Source organism: Pantoea sp., assembly GCF_028283705.1.
In the GTDB taxonomy this organism is placed as follows: Bacteria; Pseudomonadota; Gammaproteobacteria; order Enterobacterales; family Enterobacteriaceae; genus Pantoea.
On the sequence record NZ_JAPWKD010000019.1, the window covers coordinates 291,049 to 311,758 of the forward strand.

General features: G+C 53.0%; 20 protein-coding genes. 7 read left to right on the forward strand and 13 right to left on the reverse strand.

What is annotated here, in order from left to right; translation table 11 throughout:
* The first annotated feature begins 152 nt into the window (after positions 1-152).
* Positions 153-1,520 carry a glycoside-pentoside-hexuronide (GPH):cation symporter gene (locus tag PW844_RS17605; RefSeq protein WP_299454509.1) on the forward strand — a complete coding sequence of 456 codons (1,368 nt, stop codon included), beginning with the start codon at positions 153-155 and terminating at the stop codon, positions 1,518-1,520.
* Positions 1,517-3,112 carry a glycoside hydrolase family 43 protein gene (locus PW844_RS17610; RefSeq protein WP_299454511.1) on the forward strand — a complete coding sequence of 532 codons (1,596 nt, stop codon included), beginning with the start codon at positions 1,517-1,519 and terminating at the stop codon, positions 3,110-3,112. The genes PW844_RS17605 and PW844_RS17610 overlap by 4 nt, the downstream gene beginning before the upstream one ends.
* 8 nt (positions 3,113-3,120) lie before the next feature.
* Here the strand turns inward: PW844_RS17610 and PW844_RS17615 are convergent, their stop codons facing one another.
* On the reverse strand, positions 3,121-4,008 hold the full coding sequence (locus PW844_RS17615; protein ID WP_299454513.1) for a LysR family transcriptional regulator: 888 nt from the start codon (positions 4,006-4,008) through the stop codon (positions 3,121-3,123).
* A gap of 123 nt (positions 4,009-4,131) precedes the next feature.
* Between PW844_RS17615 and PW844_RS17620 the strand changes: the two genes are divergently transcribed.
* On the forward strand, positions 4,132-5,004 hold the full coding sequence (locus PW844_RS17620) for an SDR family NAD(P)-dependent oxidoreductase (protein ID WP_299454514.1): 873 nt from the start codon (positions 4,132-4,134) through the stop codon (positions 5,002-5,004).
* A gap of 14 nt (positions 5,005-5,018) precedes the next feature.
* Here PW844_RS17620 and PW844_RS17625 read toward each other — a convergent pair whose 3' ends face one another.
* On the reverse strand, positions 5,019-5,651 hold the full coding sequence (locus tag PW844_RS17625) for a PAS domain-containing protein (RefSeq protein WP_299454518.1): 633 nt from the start codon (positions 5,649-5,651) through the stop codon (positions 5,019-5,021).
* 194 nt (positions 5,652-5,845) lie between these two features.
* On the opposite strand from PW844_RS17625, the gene PW844_RS17630 reads away from it, so the two are divergent.
* Positions 5,846-6,814 carry a threo-3-hydroxy-L-aspartate ammonia-lyase gene (locus PW844_RS17630; RefSeq protein ID WP_299454520.1) on the forward strand — a complete coding sequence of 323 codons (969 nt, stop codon included), beginning with the start codon at positions 5,846-5,848 and terminating at the stop codon, positions 6,812-6,814.
* Between the two features lie 45 nt (positions 6,815-6,859).
* Here PW844_RS17630 and PW844_RS17635 read toward each other — a convergent pair whose 3' ends face one another.
* A complete protein-coding gene (locus tag PW844_RS17635) occupies positions 6,860-7,072 on the reverse strand; it encodes a helix-turn-helix transcriptional regulator (RefSeq protein ID WP_299454522.1) in 213 nt (70 codons plus the stop codon).
* A gap of 157 nt (positions 7,073-7,229) precedes the next feature.
* Between PW844_RS17635 and PW844_RS17640 the strand changes: the two genes are divergently transcribed.
* Positions 7,230-7,727 carry a winged helix-turn-helix transcriptional regulator gene (locus PW844_RS17640; protein ID WP_084879416.1) on the forward strand — a complete coding sequence of 166 codons (498 nt, stop codon included), beginning with the start codon at positions 7,230-7,232 and terminating at the stop codon, positions 7,725-7,727.
* Here the strand turns inward: PW844_RS17640 and PW844_RS17645 are convergent.
* A complete protein-coding gene (locus tag PW844_RS17645) occupies positions 7,667-8,620 on the reverse strand; it encodes a DMT family transporter (protein WP_299454526.1) in 954 nt (317 codons plus the stop codon). The genes PW844_RS17640 and PW844_RS17645 overlap by 61 nt on opposite strands.
* 389 nt (positions 8,621-9,009) lie before the next feature.
* Between PW844_RS17645 and PW844_RS17650 the strand changes: the two genes are divergently transcribed.
* On the forward strand, positions 9,010-10,026 hold the full coding sequence (locus PW844_RS17650) for a 1-aminocyclopropane-1-carboxylate deaminase (RefSeq protein ID WP_084879418.1): 1,017 nt from the start codon (positions 9,010-9,012) through the stop codon (positions 10,024-10,026).
* A gap of 56 nt (positions 10,027-10,082) precedes the next feature.
* Here PW844_RS17650 and PW844_RS17655 read toward each other — a convergent pair whose 3' ends face one another.
* The 9 genes from PW844_RS17655 to PW844_RS17695 form a co-directional block, all read right to left on the reverse strand.
* Positions 10,083-11,015, reverse strand: a complete 933-nt coding sequence (locus tag PW844_RS17655; RefSeq protein WP_299454528.1) for a LysR family transcriptional regulator — start codon at positions 11,013-11,015, stop codon at positions 10,083-10,085.
* 17 nt (positions 11,016-11,032) lie between these two features.
* Positions 11,033-12,439 carry a M20 family metallopeptidase gene (locus tag PW844_RS17660; protein WP_299454530.1) on the reverse strand — a complete coding sequence of 469 codons (1,407 nt, stop codon included), beginning with the start codon at positions 12,437-12,439 and terminating at the stop codon, positions 11,033-11,035.
* A 36-nt stretch (positions 12,440-12,475) separates the two neighbouring features.
* Positions 12,476-13,336 (reverse strand): ATP-binding cassette domain-containing protein, encoded by an 861-nt coding sequence (locus tag PW844_RS17665; RefSeq protein WP_299454532.1) that lies wholly within the window; start codon positions 13,334-13,336, stop codon positions 12,476-12,478.
* Positions 13,333-14,334: an ABC transporter ATP-binding protein gene (locus tag PW844_RS17670; RefSeq protein ID WP_299454534.1), complete on the reverse strand. Its 1,002-nt coding sequence runs from the start codon at positions 14,332-14,334 to the stop codon at positions 13,333-13,335. The genes PW844_RS17665 and PW844_RS17670 overlap by 4 nt, the downstream gene beginning before the upstream one ends.
* Positions 14,335-14,346: 12 nt before the next feature.
* Entirely contained in the window at positions 14,347-15,270 is a 924-nt protein-coding gene (locus tag PW844_RS17675) for an ABC transporter permease (protein WP_299454536.1), read from the reverse strand.
* Positions 15,271-15,279: 9 nt separating this feature from the next.
* Positions 15,280-16,197 carry an ABC transporter permease gene (locus PW844_RS17680; RefSeq protein WP_299454538.1) on the reverse strand — a complete coding sequence of 306 codons (918 nt, stop codon included), beginning with the start codon at positions 16,195-16,197 and terminating at the stop codon, positions 15,280-15,282.
* 59 nt (positions 16,198-16,256) lie between these two features.
* The gene (locus PW844_RS17685) at positions 16,257-17,789 is read right to left on the reverse strand and encodes an ABC transporter substrate-binding protein (protein WP_299454540.1); all 1,533 of its coding nucleotides are present in this window, start codon (positions 17,787-17,789) and stop codon (positions 16,257-16,259) included.
* 385 nt (positions 17,790-18,174) lie between these two features.
* On the reverse strand, positions 18,175-18,717 hold the full coding sequence (locus PW844_RS17690) for a carboxymuconolactone decarboxylase family protein (protein ID WP_299454542.1): 543 nt from the start codon (positions 18,715-18,717) through the stop codon (positions 18,175-18,177).
* 42 nt (positions 18,718-18,759) lie between these two features.
* On the reverse strand, positions 18,760-19,554 hold the full coding sequence (locus tag PW844_RS17695) for an SDR family oxidoreductase (RefSeq protein WP_299454545.1): 795 nt from the start codon (positions 19,552-19,554) through the stop codon (positions 18,760-18,762).
* A gap of 213 nt (positions 19,555-19,767) precedes the next feature.
* On the opposite strand from PW844_RS17695, the gene PW844_RS17700 reads away from it, so the two are divergent.
* On the forward strand, positions 19,768-20,706 hold the full coding sequence (locus PW844_RS17700; protein WP_299454548.1) for a GlxA family transcriptional regulator: 939 nt from the start codon (positions 19,768-19,770) through the stop codon (positions 20,704-20,706).
* Positions 20,707-20,710 lie beyond the last annotated feature (4 nt).

Here is a 20,710-nt window from a genome sequence, read left to right on the forward strand (position 1 = left end):
TTAAACAGTGATCTGCGTTTCACCGCCAGCGCAAAAAAATCATATAAAAGCCGAAAAACACTACATATCCGCCCCTGATTTAAGCCTAATTTTGATACCTGGCAGCCACGACCTCTCTACCTACATTCCAGGAACGCACCAGGAGTATCATTATGTCTACACTCACCATTAAAGAAAAAATAGGCTATGGGCTAGGTGACGGCGCATCAAACATTATCTGGCAAACCATCATGTTGTTTATGGCCTATTTTTATACCGATATTTATGGTTTAAGTGCCTTCCACATGGGGATGATGTTTCTGGTGGTACGCGTCGTTGATGCATTCTTCGATGTTTACGTCGGTTTTCTTGCCGACCATACCACCACTAAACACGGACAGTTCCGGCCTTATTTGCTCTGGTTCTCGTTACCTTTTGGTATTCTGGGTGCATTGACCTTCTTTACGCCAGATATTGGTGAGACAGGCAAAGTCATTTACGCCTATGTTTCCTACACGGCGTTATCTCTGCTTTACACGCTGGTCAACGTGCCTTATTGCGCTATGATCAATAACATTTCGAAGAACCCGGAAGAACGCGTGTCTATGCAGTCATACCGCTTCGCGTTTGCCGCACTGGGTGGCATTGTGGTTTCCATGATTGCCCTGCCACTGACCAAAGTGATTGCCGGTGGTAACCTGCAACAGGGTTACTTCTACGCCATGCTATTGATGGGCATCGCCAGTAGCATCATGTTTTACCTGTGTTTTGCGTTAACAAAAGAACGCTATATCCCGCAGATTGATGCTTCGCAGAAATTCAGCGGCGTATTTATCGAATTACGCCAGCTTGCCGCCAATGCTAACTGGCGAAGGATATTTGTACTTAATGTTGTGAACCTGACTGCCGGAATATTGAAAACCGGCGGAGCGATGTATTTCGTGACTTATTATCTTCACCGTCCTGATTATGTCAGCCTTATATTGACGATTATTCTTGGCGCAAAATTTATCGGTTCTATGTTCACCACCACGCTTTATTCCAGACTGGACCGGGTTTTCGCCTACAAGATGGCCATGACTGTCCAGGCGGCGATTATGATTGGTTTATTTTTCGTACAGGCACAACACCTGATACTTATTTGTGCCATTATCGGTGTCATCCATTTTATTAACTCCACCGCAACCCCACTGCAATGGAGCCTGCTCAGCGATATCATCGATGATATTGAACATAAAGCAGAGAAGTCCTTTAGCGGCCTGGTGTTTTCCACCAATCTGTTTGCCATCAAGGTGGGCATTGCGATTGGCGGTGCGCTGATCGGATGGCTGCTGACCTTCGGCGGATATGTTGGCAATGCTGCCGTTCAGGCAGACGATGCCATACTCTGTATTCGGCTTATTTTTACCGTAATCCCCGCACTGTTAATTTTGAGCTTAATCCTGATACTGAAAAAATACACGCTGAATAAAAATAAACCTGGTGAATCATTCACTCACTCTGTAGATACACTGACAGAAGCGGAAGGAGATGCAAGATGACAGAAATAATCAATCCCATACTGCCTGGTTTTAATCCTGATCCTTCGATCATTTTTGCCAACGGTGCATATTATATTGCCACCTCAACCTTTGAGTGGTTTCCTGGCGTTGCGCTGTATAAGTCATTTGACCTGAAAAACTGGCAATTAATCTCTTTCCCCTTAAACAGGGTGAGTCAGCTAGATATGAAAGGCAATCCTGACTCGGGTGGAATCTTTGCGCCTTGTTTAAGTTATGACAAGGGGATGTTCTGGCTGGTTTATACCGATGTTAAAAATCTCACCGGCAGATTCTGGGATACCCATAATTATCTGGTCACAACCACGGATATTGAAGGGGCATGGTCAGAACCGGTTTATCTTAATAGCCGTGGTATCGATCCCTCACTTTTTCATAAAAAAGACGGTACAAAATGGCTGGTGAGTATGGAGATGAGTTACCGGGATGGCGGCAAGCCCGGGTTTCCTAAATGGAACGGCATTATTCTGCAACAGTATGATGAACGAGAGCAAAAACTCGTCGGTATGTCACATAAGATTTATGCTGGCAGCGAATTAGGCATAACCGAAGGCCCACATCTTTATGAACGCGCGGGATGGTTTTATCTGTTAACCGCTGAGGGCGGCACGTTTTACAATCATGGTGTCACCATGGCGCGATCGCGCGAGCTGACGGGTCCTTATGAAACCGACCCCATTGGCCAGTTAATGACGTCCCGTTATGACTGCCGCTTACCCTTGCAGCGAACGGGGCATGCCGACCTGGTAGCAACGCCAGCCGGTGAATGGTTTATGGTTCATCTGTGCGGCAGACCACTGCCCTCCAGGGGCAGAAGCCCGATGGGGCGTGAGACGGCGATTCAAAAAGTTTACTGGAGCCATGATGGCTGGTTAAAGCTGGCCAATGAAAAGACCACGCCAGACAAGGTTATCCACACTCAGTTGCCGGAGCGTCCCTGGGCGCAACAGCCTCCTCGTGAAGATTTTGATGGCACAACGTTACCGCTCCAGTTTCAAAGTTTGCGTATTCCGCTGACAGAACAGATCTGTAGCCTGCACGCCCGCAGGGGATGGCTGCGGCTGCATGGCAGAGAATCATTAAGTTCCCATCATTGCCAGAGTCTGGTGGCGCGGCGTCAGACCGATTTCAGTTTTGAGGCCCAAACCTGTGTGGATTTTCACCCCACCTCTTTTCAGCATATGGCCGGGCTGGTTTGTTATTACGATACCACCAACTATCTGTATCTCTTTGTCTCGACTAACGACCATGGCAAGCGCACGGTTAATTTACTGATCAATGACCTGAACAGATTCAGCCAGCCTGCTGGTGACGGCATTGAACTTGACGGCCATAGCCTCATTCATTTGAAAGTGTGCGTTGATCATGATGCGGCTTATTTCTTCTACTCGGTTGATGAGCAGGAATGGCATCGCGTGGGGGGGTATGTGGAATACAGCAAACTCTCTGATGAATATTTCAAAGAACGCGGGTATGAGCGCTTCACCGGTGCCTTTGTCGGCATCTGCTGTCAGGATTTCACCGGTGAAAACCGCCACGCTGATTTTGATTATTTTTCTTATCGGGCTGTCTGAAGGAGGCACTATATCTGGGGGTTGCTGTCCCGGAGTTTGTCGCGGATGAAATCGAGAAAACTCTGCGTTTTTGCCGGTAATAACCGGGTTTCGGTTAAGGCATAAACGGCAGTGGCTTCTCCGTGCCATTCGGGCAGTACCGGAACCAGCAGCTGCGCCGCCAGATCGTCTTTTATCGCCTGGGCAGGGACAAAAATGATGCCCTGATGCATCAGCGCCAGTTTTCTCATCATGCCAACATTATTCAGCGTGAACCGCCCACGACCATTGATGGTCACGCGCTGGTGATCATTGAGCAGCGTCCAGCCGGTATTTTTGAGAAAGCCAATGCATTGATGTTCATTAAGATCATCAGGGTGCGTCAATTTTTTTGCCCCTGCCAGATAGACTGGCGAGGCAAAAAGTTGTCCGTGAAACTGCATCAGCTTACGAGCTATTAAATTCGACATGGCAGGTTCGCCAATGCGAATAGCCACATCAATACCTTCAGAGATCAGGTCAGCTCGCCGTGGCGTTAAATCCATCTCAAACTGAATGCCGGGATAAAGCCCGGCAAACTCAGCCAGTAATGGCGTGAGGAATATCGCGGCAAAATCCACTGGCAGGGATACCCGGATTACCCCCTCAGGCTGTTCAAGCATATCCCCCAGATGTTCATGAATCAGTCGCGCCTCATCCACAAGGCGCTTGCAGCGTTGATAATAAATTTGCCCGGCTTCGGTTAACTCCACCCGGCGTGTGGTGCGGTGCAACAGCCGCAGCCCGATGGCTTTCTCCAGTTGGCTGATGCGACGGGAAAGGGTCGAGCCTGGGATCCCTGACACCTCCGCCGCCCGGGTAAAACTCATGGCTTTCGCCACTTCAACAAATAACGCCATGTCGTTCAGCAGTTCCATCTCATTACGCCATAAATGGAAAAATAATTTCCATTTTATACTATTTATGCCGTCAATTGATTAGTGAATCATGTACTACTCCGGGAAAACTTTCTTTCCTGAATTTTTTGCATGAGTGACACGATGATTAAAGACACTAACTTTCCCAAAATATCCTATGGCTCCCCACATGACTTACAGGGCAAAACGGTAGTTATTGTGGGGGGGACCGGGGGGATTGGCCGCGCGCTGAGTCGCTATTTTGCGGCGAATAAAGCCAGCGTGATTGTGGTAGGGCAAACCTTTCGCGACGCCGGGATCAATGGGATTACTTTCCTTCAGGCCGATTTGAGTCGCATGACCGAAGCCAAAAGAGTCGCTGGCCTGCTGCCTGCCCCTTCGATAGATATGCTGATCTTTACCAGCGGTATCTTCGCAGCTCCCAAACGTCAGGAAACTGCCGAGGGACTGGAGCGGGATATGGCGGTGAGTTATCTCAGCCGTCAGGTTATGCTGCGCGAGCTTGCAGCACAGCTTGGTTCAGCAAATACCACCAAAACCCGTGTTTTTGTGATGGGATATCCCGGCTCCGGTAAACCCGGCACGCTCGGTGACTTAAACGCGGAAACAAACTACCGCCCGATGGAAGTGCATATGAATACCGTGGCAGGTAATGAAATGATGGTGCTGGATGGCGCACAGCAATATCCCAATCTCAGTATCTTTGGCCTGAATCCCGGTTTTGTTAAAACCAATATCCGCGCCAATTTTCTCGGGGGAAATAAGCTGTTTTTCAACGCCCTGGAGACAGTTATTGGCTGGCTCACCCCGACAGCTGAACAATATGCCCGATCAATCACCCCATTGTTGCTTTCACCCCAGTTAGATCTTCACAACGGTACGCTGTTTGATCGTAAAGGGCGGGCCATTCATCCCTCGAAAGGGATTTGCGACCCACAACATATGCAGGCATTTATCCAACAGTCTTCCTCATTGATAGGCCGCGTACTGGATTAATTCCCTCTCGCCAGCTATTCCGCCTGATCTTTTGCATACAGATAGACCGATGCCCGTGAGACGCCAATATGCTGCGCGATCGTCTCCATCGACCGTTTGATATCGAGGAAACCGTTGTCGCGCAGATCATTAATCAGCGCTTTGCGTTCCGCTGTCTTAAGCGCGCGTGGCGTGGTTGCCAGTTTCGCGGCAAACTGATCGATGTGCCTGCGAATCGACTCCGTCCCGGCGGGTTCCAGGTGCTCAAGGATGCTATCGGTGGTGATTTTGGTGAACTGATCGAAAGCACTTTGCATGCCGCGGAACAATGTCATGTCCACATTCAGGCATAACGCCGCAACAAACTCGCCTTTCGCATTACGGATACCAACTGATGTGCTTTTCACCGGGCGTCCATCCGAAAAGTGATTGGCGTAGTTGGCAATCACATCGGGAAAATCAGGCGAGGCGATGCGGGCTAGCCCCAGTTCTGTTGCCGGTTCACCGCATTCGCGCCCGGAAAGATTGTTGTGAATGGACAGTATGGCGTGCTCGGGATTGGTCAGGTCATGGACCACTACCTCACAAAAGGGTGCAAATGTCGCACTCAATCCCTCAGCAATCGCGTCAAGTTGAGAAAGTAAGAGATGTTCCTGCTGCTTTGCCATGCGTTCTCCGGCTGCCATCGGCTATTTTTCGATAAAATATTCATAGTAAGATTTTTTGTCAAATATCTACTCCGTTTGCGGTATTTTAACACTTGTCAGAAGCGCCATTTATCGCTATACCTTTAGATTCATTGTCTAAAACTATACTTTTTGTAATCCATTACTGGTGCAAAATTCTCACACAGGTAAAAAGTATGACTGCATTGACGCTCCCCACCTTTGCCGATGTTCAGGCCGCCGCAGAACGCATTACGCCATATCTCAACCGCACCCCGGTGATGACCTCCCGCACAGCAGATGCGCTGACAGGCGCGCAGATCTTCTTTAAATGTGAAAACTTTCAGCGTATGGGCGCGTTTAAATTCAGAGGCGCATTGAATGCACTATTGAAGTTCAGTGATGAACAGAAAGCAGCGGGTGTCGTCGCTTTTTCGTCGGGAAACCACGCGCAGGGCATCGCCCTGGCAGCAAAAATCCTCGGCATTCCGGCCACCATTGTGATGCCAGAGGATGCACCTGCGGCGAAAGTAGCGGCCACACGCGGCTACGGTGGCAACGTTGTCACATACAACCGTTATACCGAAGATCGTGAGCAGATTGGTCGGGAACTGGCAGAACGGCACGGATTGACCCTGATCCCGCCCTACGACCACGCGGACATCATCACCGGTCAGGGCACGGCCGCCAAAGAGTTGTTTGAAGAAGTCGGTGAACTCGATGCCCTTTTTACGCCGCTCGGCGGCGGAGGCCTGCTCTCCGGCTCGGCGCTGGCCGCTGCGGCACTTTCTCCAGCGTGTCAGATATTCGGCGTTGAACCGACGGCGGGTAACGATGGTCAGCAATCGTTCCGTAAAGGCGAAATCGTGCATATCGATACGCCAAAAACCATCGCTGATGGTGCGCAGACGCAGCATCTCGGCAATCTGACCTTTCCGCTGATTCGTCAACTGGTCACGGACATTTATACCGCGCAGGATGAGCAGCTGATCAGCGCGATGACCTTCTTTGCGGAAAGAATGAAGATGATTGTTGAACCCACCGGCTGCCTGGGTTTTGCCGCTGCGCTGGCGCATGCGGAGGAATTGAAAGGCAAACGGATTGGCATCATTATCAGCGGCGGAAACGTGGATATCGCGAAGTTCGCCTCGCTGGTCGCGGCCTAATCTCGCCGTCCGCGCCAGACGCCCTCTGCGACTGGCGCGCCGGTGTTATTGCAGATTGAGAAAATCTTTTAAGGTCAGTTTAAAACCAACGGAAATTTTTTCGATAGTTGCCAGTGTTGGGCTGGATTCCCCTCTTTCAATCTGTCCCAGCATCGATTTACTGACGCCGGTCATTCTTTCCGCCTCGCTCAGACTCCAGCCATATGATTTTCTCAGTTGCCGCAGTCGTTCAGCGATAATTCTGTCAATGGCTGCCATTTTCACCTTCAGAGGATTACGGAAATGGATGAGTATCTTAATTGATTTTTTTATATTCCAATGACAGGATGCAAACAAGGAAATCATGCGTCCTCAAAAAAATATAAGAGTACAGTATGATTAAAATAAGAAAATCATATTATACAGGTGGGTAATCATGGAGAAGAAAAAAAGCACCGACGCGCCGGGGAATGATAAAACGCTGGATCGCTTTGATATGGCGATTTTGCGTATTTTACAGCGCGATGGTTCAGTCTCCAATGTTGCCCTCGCAGATAAAATCAACCTGAGTCCTCCCGCGTGTTTGCGCCGGGTTGAGCGCTTGAAAAAACTCGGCTTTATAAAGAACTATGTGGCCTTACTCGACCCATCCACCCTTAATGCCGGACTGGTGGTGATGATCGGTGTGGTACTGGATCGTTCAACGCCGGAATCATTTAAAGACTTCGAAGGTGCGGTCAGTAAAATAAGAGGCTGCATGGAGTGCCATATGGTCAGCGGCGAATTTGATTATATTATGTTAATTCGCACCGCTGATAATCAGAGTTTTAATAAACTCCATGCCGAGCAGCTGTTATTTCTTCCTGGCGTACGTCAGATTCGTTCTTTTATTGGACTGCGCGAAGTATTTTCCACCACACAAATACCTTTATGATTCTGCCTTGCCTTTTTCCGGATCATAATCGCGATCCCCAGCGCAATAAGCAATGAACCTGCCAGTAACGACAGCGGCAGATCTTCATGCAGGGTGATGACGGAGACAATCAGCCCGGTGATCGGCACAAACAGCATCATTGATGAAAGCGTCACGCTGGACAACCAGGCGCTGGCCGCATTGACAGCGCAGAAGCAAAAGGCTGTGGCGACCGGGCCGACAAACAACGTGATAGCCAGCAACGCGCCGGAGTTATCGCCACTCCATCCCCCTTCGAACACCCATGTCAGCGGCAGCAACAGCAGCGAGGCAAGCAGCATCTGCCAGGGTGCCAGCTCAAAAGCGTTGAGGCGCGACCGATTACGACGTAAATGCAAAATACAAATCGCCCAGCACAATGAAGCCAGTAATAATAATCCATTGGCAACCAGCTGAGTCATATTATGCCAGTCGGTTGCCAGCGGATTAAATAACACCAGAATGCCGATAAAACCGGTACAGGCACCGGATAACTGGAGCGTTGTTAATTTCTCCCGAAAGAAAATAACCGAAGCCGGCACCACCCATAAGGGCGTTGTATAGGCCAGCACCGCCGATTTCCCCGCCGGGAGAAAACTCATCGCAATACAACCCAGCGCGGTAAATGCCATCATCTGCAAAACACCCACGCTGATAATGATCGGAAATTCACTGCGACCAGGGATGCGTATTTTTCCGGTGGCGAACTGCAATAAAAATAGCACCAGCGCGCTACTGGAAAAACGTAATGTTGAAAACCACAGCGGCGTGATATGTGAAAGACCGGCTTTCATCACTGGCCAGTTACATCCCCATAAAATGATAGCCACCACCAGCAAAATGATGCCTTTAGTTTTGTTTGCATTGTCAGTCATAAATTAATTCGGATGAGGGAAAGGGTTAGCAGATAAATAGCATTATCAAACCCGCCAATTCAATTTTAACGATGGCAGGAAAGCACCGTTTTGCCACCCATCAAGCCTGACAGACCACGCAACCATAACCATATGAATTTATTGAACTTAAATTCAAAAACTATGCAGAAAACCTGTTTTCCCAGCTGCCTCCACGCAATTTTATTTCCTCCATAAAGGTGAAAACGAAACTTTACTCAGTGAAATGGTGAATCCATTCAAATTTATTAGAAAAAATCAGGTTAAAACGAAATGTGAAAAACACCATCACCAGGGTATTGTTATTCCGTCACCACGATTAATAGCGCTGAAAATTAATGGCGTACCAATTTATTTCCCGGAGATAAACAATGAATCTTGAAAAGTTCCCCCGCTATCCTCTGACATTTGGTCCGTCGCCGATTACACCGATGAAACGTTTGAGTGCTGAACTGGGCGGGAAAGTGGAAATTTATGCCAAACGCGAGGACTGCAACAGCGGCCTGGCTTTTGGCGGTAACAAAACGCGCAAAATGGAGTACCTGATCCCCGAAGCGCTGGCTCAGGGCTGTGACACTCTGGTGTCGATTGGCGGCGTTCAGTCTAACCAGACTCGTCAGGTTGCCGCCGTGGCCGCACACCTCGGTATGAAATGTGTGCTGGTGCAGGAAAACTGGGTCAATTATTCCGATGCCGTCTATGACCGTGTTGGTAACATTGAGCTTTCCCGCATCATGGGTGCGGATGTGCGTCTCGATTCTGCGGGTTTTGATATCGGTATCCGCGAAAGCTGGAAACAGGCAATGGAAGAAGCCGCAGAAAACGGCGGCAAACCGTTCCCAATTCCGGCGGGCTGCTCGGAACATCCGTACGGTGGCCTCGGCTTCGTTGGCTTTGCCGAAGAGGTGCGCCAGCAGGAAAAAGAGCTGGGATTCAAATTTGATTACATCGTGGTGTGCTCAGTAACCGGCAGTACCCAGGCGGGCATGGTGGTGGGCTTTGCGGCTGATGGACGTGCACGCAACGTTATCGGTATTGATGCCTCAGCGAAACCGGCACAAACCAAAGCGCAGATCCTGCGTATTGCGCAGAACACCGCCAACCTGGTGGAGCTGGGACGCGAAATCACTGAAGAAGACGTGGTGCTGGATACCCGCTATGGCGGACCGGAATACGGCTTACCCAGCGAAGGCACGCTGGAAGCGATTCGTCTGTGCGCCCGTACCGAAGGGGTACTGACCGATCCGGTTTATGAAGGCAAATCCATGCAGGGCATGATTGATATGGTGCGTAACGGCGAATTCCCGGAAGGCTCCAAAGTGCTGTATGCCCATCTGGGTGGTGCACCAGCCCTCAGCGCGTATAGCTATATTTTCCGCAATGGCTGATTGATCGCCAGACAGCAGGAAAACGTTGCCCGGCCTTCCCTGCCGGGCAATGTTGTTTAACGGAACTGCAATGCGAAATCGTCACGACATTGCTGGTCAAGCTGGTGCAGTTCCTGACGCAGAAAGACAAAAAAGGTATCCAGTATCGCCGTTCGTGGCATACCCATTTCGGTCTGAAGTTGCAGGCTGCGCTGACTGAGCTGATCGCGGTTGATGGATTTGATGATCAGGCCATCTTTTCGCGCGCTATACATGATGGAGTAATGGCTGCTAACGCTGATCGCCTGCGGGGTTTTGCAGACAAACTCATACAAAGTTGAAAAATGGTTGCTGGTGAATATCGGGTCGATAAACACGTTATTCATGCGACAGGAGAGATCAAACAGCTGACGAATGGTAGCCGACTGGTCCGGCAGCACCACCGGCCAATCATTGAGATCGGTCAGCTGAATATCACGTGCTGCCAGCGGATGGTCAGCCTTCATAAACACCAGCACCGGCGAGGGAAATGAAGCCAGCACCTCAACCCCGGTCTCAGGTGACAGGCTGAATTTAATCCCCAAATCACACTCACCGTTGCGAATCAAATCCGGCACCTGTCGGGCGGTGCCTACCGTCAGCACAAAACTGACGCGCGGATGCAGCAGACGAAACTTTGCCATCAGATTCGGCAGCAGATTAAACGCCAGCCCGTCGGTGCAAACCACCCGAATGGTGGTTTGATCAGCGGCTTTGATCCCCTTCAGCTCGGCCATTGCCAGTTCCATATCCGCCATACTGCGGCGCACATGGTTTGCCAGAATATGACCGGCATCGTTGAGCTGCATCCCGCGCGGGCTGCGTTCGAACAGCGTCATACCCAGACGCGATTCCAGCCGCTGAATATGGCGGCTGATGGCAGAGATGGCGACAAACAGTTGCTGGCTGGCGGCGCTGATCGAACCGGTGGTCGCCACCGCCATAAAGTAACGAATTTCGTTGTTATGCATTGCGGGCCTCCGTTTTGTCAGCCACCACGGGTTTGCATGACCTCCCGCCCTTCTTCAGCCAGATCCCAGAACAGGCCGGTCATCAGTTGCAGCGCTTCGCAGCTGAGGTCAGCGAGCAGATGTTCATCGGGGGCGTGCTGAGAACAGGCAGGATAGGAATGCGGTAGCCACAATGTCGGCACATTAAAGGTATCGAGGAAGCAGGCGTTGGGTAAGCCGCCACCGAAATTAGGCAGCACCGCCGCCTTTTTCCCCAGCGAACGCTGGATGGAGGCAACGCTCCAGTTCACCCAGGCATCATCAGGATCAATGCGCGTGGCCTTAAAGCAGTTAACCGGCTCGACAATTGCCACATCATTGAATCCATGCTGATCCAGATGACGGCGGATATGGCTGGCAAAGTTATCGACATCGCTACCTGGCACGTAGCGCATATGGCAGTGCGCTACGGCCGCCGGCGGAATGGCATGCGCCGGTTTATCCGGCGTGCCGCTGGTTAACGCCAGCGTCTCCAGCGTATTCCAGCCATAGAGTTTTTCTGCCGCACTCAGCCCCGGCTCGCCCCATTCCGGCGCGATTTGCGGATCGCCCGGTGCGTTGCCCAGTTCCAGATCACTGAGATGATGGCGGATAGTGGCTGACAGCGGCGGCGGCAGCAGTTCCGGCAACAAAATCCTTCCATCGGCATCCACCAGGCAGCCAATCGCATGCGCCAGCCGAATGCCTGGATTGCTGAGGAGTCCGCCCCAGTTACCCGAGTGATGCGCGCCGTCTCGCAGTTTTATCACCAGCGAGAAGTTGAACACCCCACGCGAGCCGAGAAACAAGGTTGGACGCTGCGCCGTGACGCGTGGACCATCCGAGGCAATAAATAAATCTGCCGCCAGCCAGTCGCGGTACTGCTGGCAAACCTGCTCCAGCCCGGGCGACCCGGCTTCCTCGCCCATCTCAAGAATCAATTTAACGTTATAACCCAGCCGCCCGGTACGCGCTTTCAGCACCAGCGCCAGCGCCGCCAGGTTGATGCTGTGCTGGCCTTTGTTATCGGCGGTGCCACGGCCATACCAGCGGTTGCCCTCCGCGTGCAGCTCCCAGGGCGACAGACCGCTGCGCCAGTTGTCTTCATCGCCAGGTACCACATCCCCGTGGCCATAACTGAGCAGGGTAAAGTCCGCATCGTCTTCCAGCCGACGCGCCAGCAGAAACGGCCCTTTTCCGGCCTCGGGATTCGCCACTATCAGGCAGCTGAACCCCATTCCCGCAAGATAAGGGATCATTTCTTCTTCCAGATACGCCATCAGCGTAGCCGCCAGCTGCGGATTCTGGCTTTCGGTACGGTACGCGATGCGGCGATTCAGCGTTTCGCGAAATTCGCCGGAGTGGAAATAGTCCAGCGCGGCTTGCAGGGCGCTTTCACGAGTCATGGTTTGCTCCTTTCAATAATTGTCTGACTGCCCTGTTCAGTTGAAGGTAATTTCCGGGATGCCCAGCCCAGGCTCAGGGGTCATCACCGAAGCCAGCAACGCCCGGGTATACGGATGCTGTGGCCGACTGAAAATCTGTTCGCGTGTGCCCTGCTCAACAATTTTGCCTTTGCGCATCACCGCTACATGGTCAACAAGATGCTCAACCACCGACAGGTTGTGGCTGATAAACAGATAGGTCAGCGAAAACTCCTGCTTCAGCGCCAGCAACAGATTGAGAATCTGCGCCTGTACCGAAACATCCAGCGCTGACGTTGGCTCATCACAAATCAAAATCTCCGGGCGCAGGATTAACGCCCGGGCAATGGCAACGCGCTGACGCTGCCCACCGGAAAGCTGGCCTGGATACTGACTGTGGGTGCGCGACGGCATGCCCACCATATCCAGCATCTCACGCACCTGTTTTTTGCGTTCTGCCGGAGTGCCAATGTTGTGCAGCCGCAATGCCACTTCCACCACATCGGAAACCGTGCGCCTTGGATTGAGTGAAGAGAAAGGATCCTGAAAAATCGGCTGGATGCGGGCGCTCATTTTGCGGCGATCCACCGCATCGACCTCGCGCCCTTCAATCAGCACGTTGCCTGATGTGGGGGGCAGTAACCCCAGCAACATTTTCGCCAGCGTGCTTTTTCCACAACCCGACTCGCCCACCAGCCCCATGGTTTCACCACGCCGGATGCGCAGTGAAATATTATCCACGGCAAGGATCTCCGCTGGTGGCTTGAATAAGCCGCGATTAAGGCGAAAGCTGCGACTCAGCGCGCACAGTTCAAGGGCGATATCTTCATTACCGGCAATATGCGGCAGCACCGGGAATGCTGTGTTCATTTCTGTCATACCCCCTCCCCGACAGCGATGGGGCGCACACAGCGCACCCGATGTTGTGCGTTGACGGACTGATAAGGCGGCGTTTCGCCACAACTTTCCTGACACTGATTGCAGCGGTTGCGGAAAGCACAGCCGTGCTGCGGTCCGGTCAGATTGGGCACCACGCCGGGGATGGTTTGTAATGGCTGGCCCGGTAAGGTGCGACCGGATACCGGAATACATCCCAGCAAGCCACGCGTGTAAGGATGCTGGGGCTGATGAAACAGATCATTGACCGGTGCCGTCTCGACGATCTGACCGGCATACATCACCGCCACGCGATCGGCAATGCGTGCCACCACGCCTAAATCGTGGGTGATAAAGATCACCGCCATACCCATTTCCTGTTGCAGCTCGCGCAGCAGACGCAGGATTTGCGCCTGGATGGTGACATCCAGCGCGGTGGTGGGTTCATCGGCGATAATTAAATCCGGGCCACACATCAGCGACATGGCAATCATGATGCGCTGACGCAGCCCGCCGGAAAGCTGATGAGGATATTGTTTCAGGCGATCCGCCGCCATCGGAATCCCGACGCGCTCCATCAGATAAACCGCCCGGTCACGCGCTTCGGCACGGGAAACCTTGCGATGCGCCAGCAGGGTTTCGCATAACTGCTCGCCGAGGGTATATGAGGGGTTGAGCGAGGTCATTGGCTCCTGAAAAATCATCGACATTTCATTACCGCGCAGCGTGGCGCGTTCGCGTCGCCCGAGAGACAGCAGATTGGTGTCTTTAAAGCGCATACTGTCAGCCTGACGCTGGGCATTGCGTGGCAGCAGATCCATCAACGCCAGCGAGGTCATTGATTTACCGCAACCGGATTCACCCACCAGGCAAAGCATTTCCCCGCGCTGCACACTGAAATCAATGCCGCGTACTGCATGCAGGGTGCCGCGTGGTGTCTTGAGATTCACCTGCAAGTTTTTGACTTCCAGCAGTGGTGTGTCGGTAGTGATTTGACTCATGGCCTGACCTCCTTAATTACGCCCATCTAACGCAGTGAGATCACGCAGACCATCACCGACCAGATTGATGCTAAGTACCAGCAATGCCAGTACCACACCGGGGATCAAAATCACCCAGGGTTGGAAGAACATATAGGCTTTACCTTCCGCCACCATCAGGCCCCATGAAGGCATCGGCGGCTGCACACCCAGGCCGAGGAAGGAGAGCGTGGCTTCCAGCAGGATGGCGTGAGCAATCTCCAGCGTCACAACCACAGTCAGTGGCCCGAGCAGATTTGGCAGAATTTCGCGCAGCATAATAAACCACGAGGAAGCCCCGAGCGTTTGGGCCGCCGCAATGAATTCAGCCTCACGCAGTTGCCGCGTGACCGAACGTGAAACGATAAGAAAGCGATCCCAAAGCAGCAGACCCAGCAAGACAATCACGACTTTTACCGACCCGCCAATCAGTGAGGCCAGCGCCAGCGCCACCAGGATCACCGGCATCGCCAGCCGTACCGTGAGAATGTAGCTGACCAGCGCATCCACCCGACCACCGAAGTAACCCGCCAGAATACCGAGGGTGATACCGATAAAGCCGGATAACATCACCGACACCAGCCCGATGGTCAGTGACACGCGCGCGCCATACAGCAGACGGCTGAAGTAATCGCGTCCGAGTTTGTCGGTGCCCAGCAGGTGATCCCAGTGACCTTTTTCAAACCACACCGGCGGTATCAGCCGGTTGCTGACGTCCTGGGCATAGGGGTCGTGTGGGCTGATCAGCGGTGCCAGAATCGCCAGCACCACGATAACGCCGAGGATAACGACGCCCAGCGTCATGCTGTGATGACCCAGCACCCGCCGGAACACACGCTGCCAGGGAGATGGCTCGGGCAACAGACCGGATTCCGGACTCATGCTGTTTTTCATTGTTCCTGCCATTGATGTTTTCATGGAAGCCCCTTATTTGCTGCGCAGACGCGGATCCAGCACCGCATTGAGCACATCCGCCAGAAATGTCAGCCCGATATAAAAGATGGCGATGATCAGCACGATGGCCTGCACCACCGGAAAGTCATTACGCGAGATGGAGTCCCAGGCCAGCTGGCCCAGCCCCTGCAAAGAGAAAACGGATTCGATCACCACCGAACCACCGAGCATAAAACCCAGCTCGACCGTCGCCAGCGCCACCACCGGGATAATGGCGTTGCGCAGGCCATGTTTCACCACCACTTTGAAAGCACTTAATCCTTTGGCATGGGCGGTGCGGATATAATCCGCGCCCAGCACATCCAGCATGCCGGAGCGTGTCAGACGCATCAGCGATGGCATGGCGTAGTAGCCCAGCGCCACTGCGGGCAGGACAAAATGTTGCCAGCTGCCGTTACCGGCGACCGGGAGCCACTTCAGCCCCACCGCGAATATCAGAATCAACACCAGCGCGAACCAGAAATTGGGGATGGCCTGACCCAGCACCGAGATAAACATGGCGCAACGATCCACCCAGCTATCACGGAACACCGCCGCCAGTACCCCGAGCGGAATCGCCACCACCAGCGCCAGCAACAGCGCGACGCTACCCAGCTGGAGCGTAACCGGCATGCGCTGCCCGACCAGTTCCATCACGGTATTTTCAAAATAGAATGAGCGACCGAAATCCAGGTGCAGTGCCGACCAGAACCAGTGCGAAAATTGCGTCACCAGCGGCTGGTCCAGCCCGTTCTGAACGCGGATTTGTTCGACGGTTTCCGCACTGGCGTCCGGCCCGGCGATGGCTATCGCCAGATCACCCGAAAGGTGCAGCAGGGAAAAACTGACCACCGCCACGGTGAACAGCACAGCCAGCGCCACCAGCAATCGATGAAAGATAAAGCGCAACATGGGTTCGCTCCTTATTGGCGTGGTATCCGGGAGCAACAGCCGCAGCCCCCGGCCATTGACTATTTCCAGCTGGCTTGCGCAAAGCGCGGCAGTTCATCTGGCCAATCCTGGAAATTCAGTTCCGAGTTAAAGGCATAATTTGTCGAGTAGGAGAACAACGGGGCCATATAGGCCTGGGAAGAGATCCGTCCCAGCGCGGCGGCATATTGTTCGCTGCGCTGCTGCGCATCCACTGTGGCATCCGCTTTTTGCAGCATCGCGGTCAGCTCGCTGTCCTTCCAGATATCGCTGCCTTTGCCGCCAAAATAGGGGGTGGTAAACGCCGAGACATCGTTGATAGAAAACGATCCCCAGGTGTTGAACGCCATCGGAGCCTGTCCTGAGCTGAGGGCAGTTGCCATGACCGGATACTGGACGAAGTGCAGACGGGCACGGATGCCTACTTTACGCAGATCGCCGATGATGGCTTCAGCATAGTCACGCTCGCGATAGGCCCACAGGTCGGTATCGAAACCATTCGGGTAGCCCGCTTCCGCCAGTAACTGTTTGGCTTTGGCTGGGTCATAGTTGTAGTGCGTGACCTGGCTGTCATTACAGGCAACCTGGGCACGGAAGCAGGCGGTGTAGACCGGCTTACTGCCGCCCCGCACCAGGTTATCAACAATCCCCTGGCGGTTAATGGCGTAGTTAATGGCCTGACGCACGCGCAGATCCTTCATCGGCACCCCTTCCGGGCCGCTGGCATTGGTGTTCAGGGCGAGGAAGCCAACACGCATCGTTTCACCACTTTTCACCGCGATGTTTGGCATGGCGGACAGCGGTTCGACCTGGTCAGCTGCCACGCGCCAGATCCAGTCCACCTGGCCGGTCATCAGTTGGGCAACACGGGCTTCCGGATCGCGGATCACGACAAAATTGATCTTACCAATCTTCGGCTGGCCAACCGGGCTTTCTTTGAAGTAGTCGGGATTTTTCACCATATCGACGCCCTGACCAGGGATCACTTTGACAATGCGGTAAGGTCCGGTGCCAATGGGCGCTTTACTGAAACCTTCGAGCTTCACCTGCTGGAAATATTTTGCCGGATAGATTGGGGTTGGCCCGGAGAGATATTCCAGTGCCGCCGGGAAAGGTTTTTTCAGATGCAGACGTACGGTGTAGTCATCCACTTTTTCGACGTGATCGATCCAGTCAACGCTCTGCGGCACCACGGATGCCGTGCCGGGGCCGGCAATACTCTGGAAGGTGTAAACCACATCGTCGGCGGTAAAGGGATCGCCATTGTGGAATTTCACGTCTTTACGCAGATATAACAGCAGCGTCGTGGGGGATTCCCACTTCCAGTCTGATGCCAGTTCGGGTTTATATTCCCCGCTTTGCGGATCGCGATAAATCAGGGTGTCCCACACCATGTGCGCCAGAATCACCCCTTCGCGCAGGTTGTTATGGTAAGGGCTGATGTTTTCCACCTCATTATCAGAGGCATACACCAGGGTATCATTCTGTTTTCCTGCATAGCTGTAAGAAGCGCAGCCTAATAACAATGCGGTTAAAGCATACTTATTGATCAGTCGTGCCAGGGAACGAGCCATACCAGTCTCCACCGTTAAATGAAAAGGTAATCAACAAAAACAGATGGGACTGATGTAGCAAGAGCAGCGCCAAAGCGCGGAAAGTGCCATTACTGATTTTCGATAGCCGATTTCTCAAAATGAGAAACACGGGCGCAGACTGACGCTCACGCCAGAAAATGAGGTGATGCAGGCCGGAAACAGCCTGCCGATGGTGTGCCCGACCGCAGGTGCATCGGACAGGAGGCATTATCGGGGTGCAGAAAAAGCGCGTTTTGCACCCTTAGTGTGAAGGTTATTTGTGCAATGCGCGTTCTTGTTTTGTGAAGAGGGGTAACGAAGTACGGTTGGCGCGGGTTTACTACAACGAGAATGGCCCGGATGAAACCCGAGCTATTCTGGTCAACTAAAGGGGTTTTGCGGCGGGAAAATCAATGTCGGTGTCGTTCACCCGATTCACCATATTGGTAAATAGAATGGCGGTCACCACACCAATGGTCTCAATCACCTGTTGATCGTTAAAGCCTGCGGCTTTGAAGGCGGCGACATAACCAGCAGGCACCGTGCCTCGTGTAGAGACCAGCAATTGAACAAACTTCACCAGCGCATCAATTCTGGCATCATCCGCGAGAAAACCTTGCCGCAACTCCAGCGTCTGTGCCTCGCTATAGCCAGCCTTTAGCGCCTGGGGGGTGTGCGCCGCCAGGCAGTAATCACAACCGCTCTCTTCACTCACCACCAGATTGATGGCTTCCCTTTCCCGCGCATGCAAACTGCTTTTTGCCAGCGTGGCGTTAAGTTGCAGTGTCTGCGCCAGGATGTCAGGGGCATTGCTGCCAATGGTCAGAAACGCATTGGGTACTTTGCCCATCACCTGTTTAATGCCGCTCCAGACCTCAGCGGTTTTACCCGTCGCCTCTGCCTGGGTGAGAGTATGTAAACGACTCATGGTTAGGTTCTCCGTATGGAATGCCGGTTAATCAGTGGGAAATTACACCAGATAACGCGCTGCGGGCTGATTATGGGAGAAATCCTGCATCACCGCCTGGCGCGCCTGTTCCCATTGCTGCAATAGGGTTTCGTCGTGCAGTGAAGGGATGGTAATCAGCTCACCACGCTGAAAGCCTGCCAGGGCTGCGTCTACCATATCCTGCGCACTCATGACGATCTGCGGATCCAGCTGGCTTAACGGCAATCCCCCGTTTTCCCAGAAAGGCGTTGCTGTGGCACTCGGCAGAACGGCTTGTACCTGAATGCCCTGCCCGGCTAATTCATGATGCAGTGACTGGCTAAACGCCAGCACATAGGCTTTGCTGCCGCCATAGACTCCATTCAGAATTTCCGGGGCAATGCCGACGATGGAAGCAATATTGATAATGGCCCCCTGTCCTCGTGCAACAAACCCTGGCACAACCGCATAGGTTAGCCGGGTCAATGCCGTAACATTGAGGTTAATCATGGCGGTCATCTGATCCACGTTGCTGTCCAGCAGGGACGTGTGCATGCCGATACCGGCGTTATTGACCAATAGCGTAATGCTGGCATCTGCGCGTAATTTATCCTCCAGCATCGTCAGCTGTTTCGCATCATTCAGATCGGCAGCAACCGCCTCTACTGTGCGCTCCGTATCCGCCGTGATATGACTGGCTAACTGGTTTAACCGATTATGGTTACGCGCCACAATGATCAAGTCATAACCCATTCTTGCCAGTTTAGCGGCGTAAATAGCGCCCATTCCGGTAGAGGCTCCGGTAACAACAGCAGTACCTTTCATTGTGTTGCTCATTTTCTTCACCTTGTATGACATGCGATTGAATAAAGATTAAGGCAAGGCGAATGGTAAGAAATGACGTTGAAGGTCGTGATTTAAGACATCTTTTGGCCGGTATTCTGACCCTTTCTGGATGATTTATGCTTGATAAGACGCGGCATTTGAGGAAGCATCAGGGCTTGCGCGCAAGCTGATATACGACCGATTTCACACATTAAGGATCTCGCTATGCACCGGGTCGGATTGTTGATTGCTGACCAGTTTCAGTCTCTGGCACTGTCAACCTTAAGCATTTTTGAGTTCGCCAATTTAGTGATTGGCGAACCGTTCTATCAATGCACGGTTTACTCGGAAGCAGGCGGCCAGGTTTCGTCTTCCTATGGGATCAGTGTTAGCAGCATGGCGCTGTCAGACCATGCGGAGGCCGATACCTGGTTAGTCGGTGGGGTACTCACCCCGCTCCAGCTCCCGGCCACCGCCGGTGTGGTTCATTTCCTGCAAAACCACGCGTTGCGCGCGCGCCGCGTGGCGGGTATTTGTACTGGTGCTTTCGTGCTGGCTCAGGCGGGATTGCTGTCCGAACGTCGCGCGACAACCCACTGGGCGTATGCACAGACTATGAAAACGTTACATCCTACGGTGAGAACCGAAGAGGATCGGATTTATATCATCGATGACCGAATCTGGACCTCCGCCGGAATGACGGCGGGTTTAGATATGGTGCTGGCGATGGTCGAAAAAGATCACGGTGCCGATGTTGCGCGCGGTGTCGCCCAGCGCATGGTGATGAATCAACGGCGATCAGGCGGTCAGCGACAACATTCCGCCTTGCTGGCCCTGTCCCCGCGCAGCGATCGCCTGCAAACCGCACTCGAATATGTGCGTAATAACCTCGCCAGACCGCTGACTGTCGAACATCTGGCTGATGCGGTCCATTTGAGCACAAGGCAACTGAACCGTTTATTCCTGGCTGAGACCGGAAAAACCCCGGCACGCGCTATCGAAGGTCTGCGGCTGGAATCTGCCCGCCTGATGATTGAGCAGAGCCGACTGTCCCTTGACGTGATTGCGCGTGAGTCAGGCTTTCGTGATCGCCGTCATATGCGCGATGTTTTTATGCGTGGCTATGGTATCCCGCCACAATCGCTGCGAACCGGGAGAAATTGACAAC

Coding starts and splice junctions, on each gene's coding strand:
- PW844_RS17605 (WP_299454509.1), top strand. CDS start 153: ATGTCTACACTCACCATTAAAGAAAAAATAGGCTATGGGCTAGGTGAC.
- PW844_RS17610 (WP_299454511.1), top strand. CDS start 1,517: ATGACAGAAATAATCAATCCCATACTGCCTGGTTTTAATCCTGATCCT.
- PW844_RS17615 (WP_299454513.1), bottom strand. CDS start 4,008: ATGGAACTGCTGAACGACATGGCGTTATTTGTTGAAGTGGCGAAAGCC.
- PW844_RS17620 (WP_299454514.1), top strand. CDS start 4,132: ATGATTAAAGACACTAACTTTCCCAAAATATCCTATGGCTCCCCACAT.
- PW844_RS17625 (WP_299454518.1), bottom strand. CDS start 5,651: ATGGCAAAGCAGCAGGAACATCTCTTACTTTCTCAACTTGACGCGATT.
- PW844_RS17630 (WP_299454520.1), top strand. CDS start 5,846: ATGACTGCATTGACGCTCCCCACCTTTGCCGATGTTCAGGCCGCCGCA.
- PW844_RS17635 (WP_299454522.1), bottom strand. CDS start 7,072: ATGGCAGCCATTGACAGAATTATCGCTGAACGACTGCGGCAACTGAGA.
- PW844_RS17640 (WP_084879416.1), top strand. CDS start 7,230: ATGGAGAAGAAAAAAAGCACCGACGCGCCGGGGAATGATAAAACGCTG.
- PW844_RS17645 (WP_299454526.1), bottom strand. CDS start 8,620: ATGACTGACAATGCAAACAAAACTAAAGGCATCATTTTGCTGGTGGTG.
- PW844_RS17650 (WP_084879418.1), top strand. CDS start 9,010: ATGAATCTTGAAAAGTTCCCCCGCTATCCTCTGACATTTGGTCCGTCG.
- PW844_RS17655 (WP_299454528.1), bottom strand. CDS start 11,015: ATGCATAACAACGAAATTCGTTACTTTATGGCGGTGGCGACCACCGGT.
- PW844_RS17660 (WP_299454530.1), bottom strand. CDS start 12,439: ATGACTCGTGAAAGCGCCCTGCAAGCCGCGCTGGACTATTTCCACTCC.
- PW844_RS17665 (WP_299454532.1), bottom strand. CDS start 13,336: ATGACAGAAATGAACACAGCATTCCCGGTGCTGCCGCATATTGCCGGT.
- PW844_RS17670 (WP_299454534.1), bottom strand. CDS start 14,334: ATGAGTCAAATCACTACCGACACACCACTGCTGGAAGTCAAAAACTTG.
- PW844_RS17675 (WP_299454536.1), bottom strand. CDS start 15,270: ATGAAAACATCAATGGCAGGAACAATGAAAAACAGCATGAGTCCGGAA.
- PW844_RS17680 (WP_299454538.1), bottom strand. CDS start 16,197: ATGTTGCGCTTTATCTTTCATCGATTGCTGGTGGCGCTGGCTGTGCTG.
- PW844_RS17685 (WP_299454540.1), bottom strand. CDS start 17,789: ATGGCTCGTTCCCTGGCACGACTGATCAATAAGTATGCTTTAACCGCA.
- PW844_RS17690 (WP_299454542.1), bottom strand. CDS start 18,717: ATGAGTCGTTTACATACTCTCACCCAGGCAGAGGCGACGGGTAAAACC.
- PW844_RS17695 (WP_299454545.1), bottom strand. CDS start 19,554: ATGAGCAACACAATGAAAGGTACTGCTGTTGTTACCGGAGCCTCTACC.
- PW844_RS17700 (WP_299454548.1), top strand. CDS start 19,768: ATGCACCGGGTCGGATTGTTGATTGCTGACCAGTTTCAGTCTCTGGCA.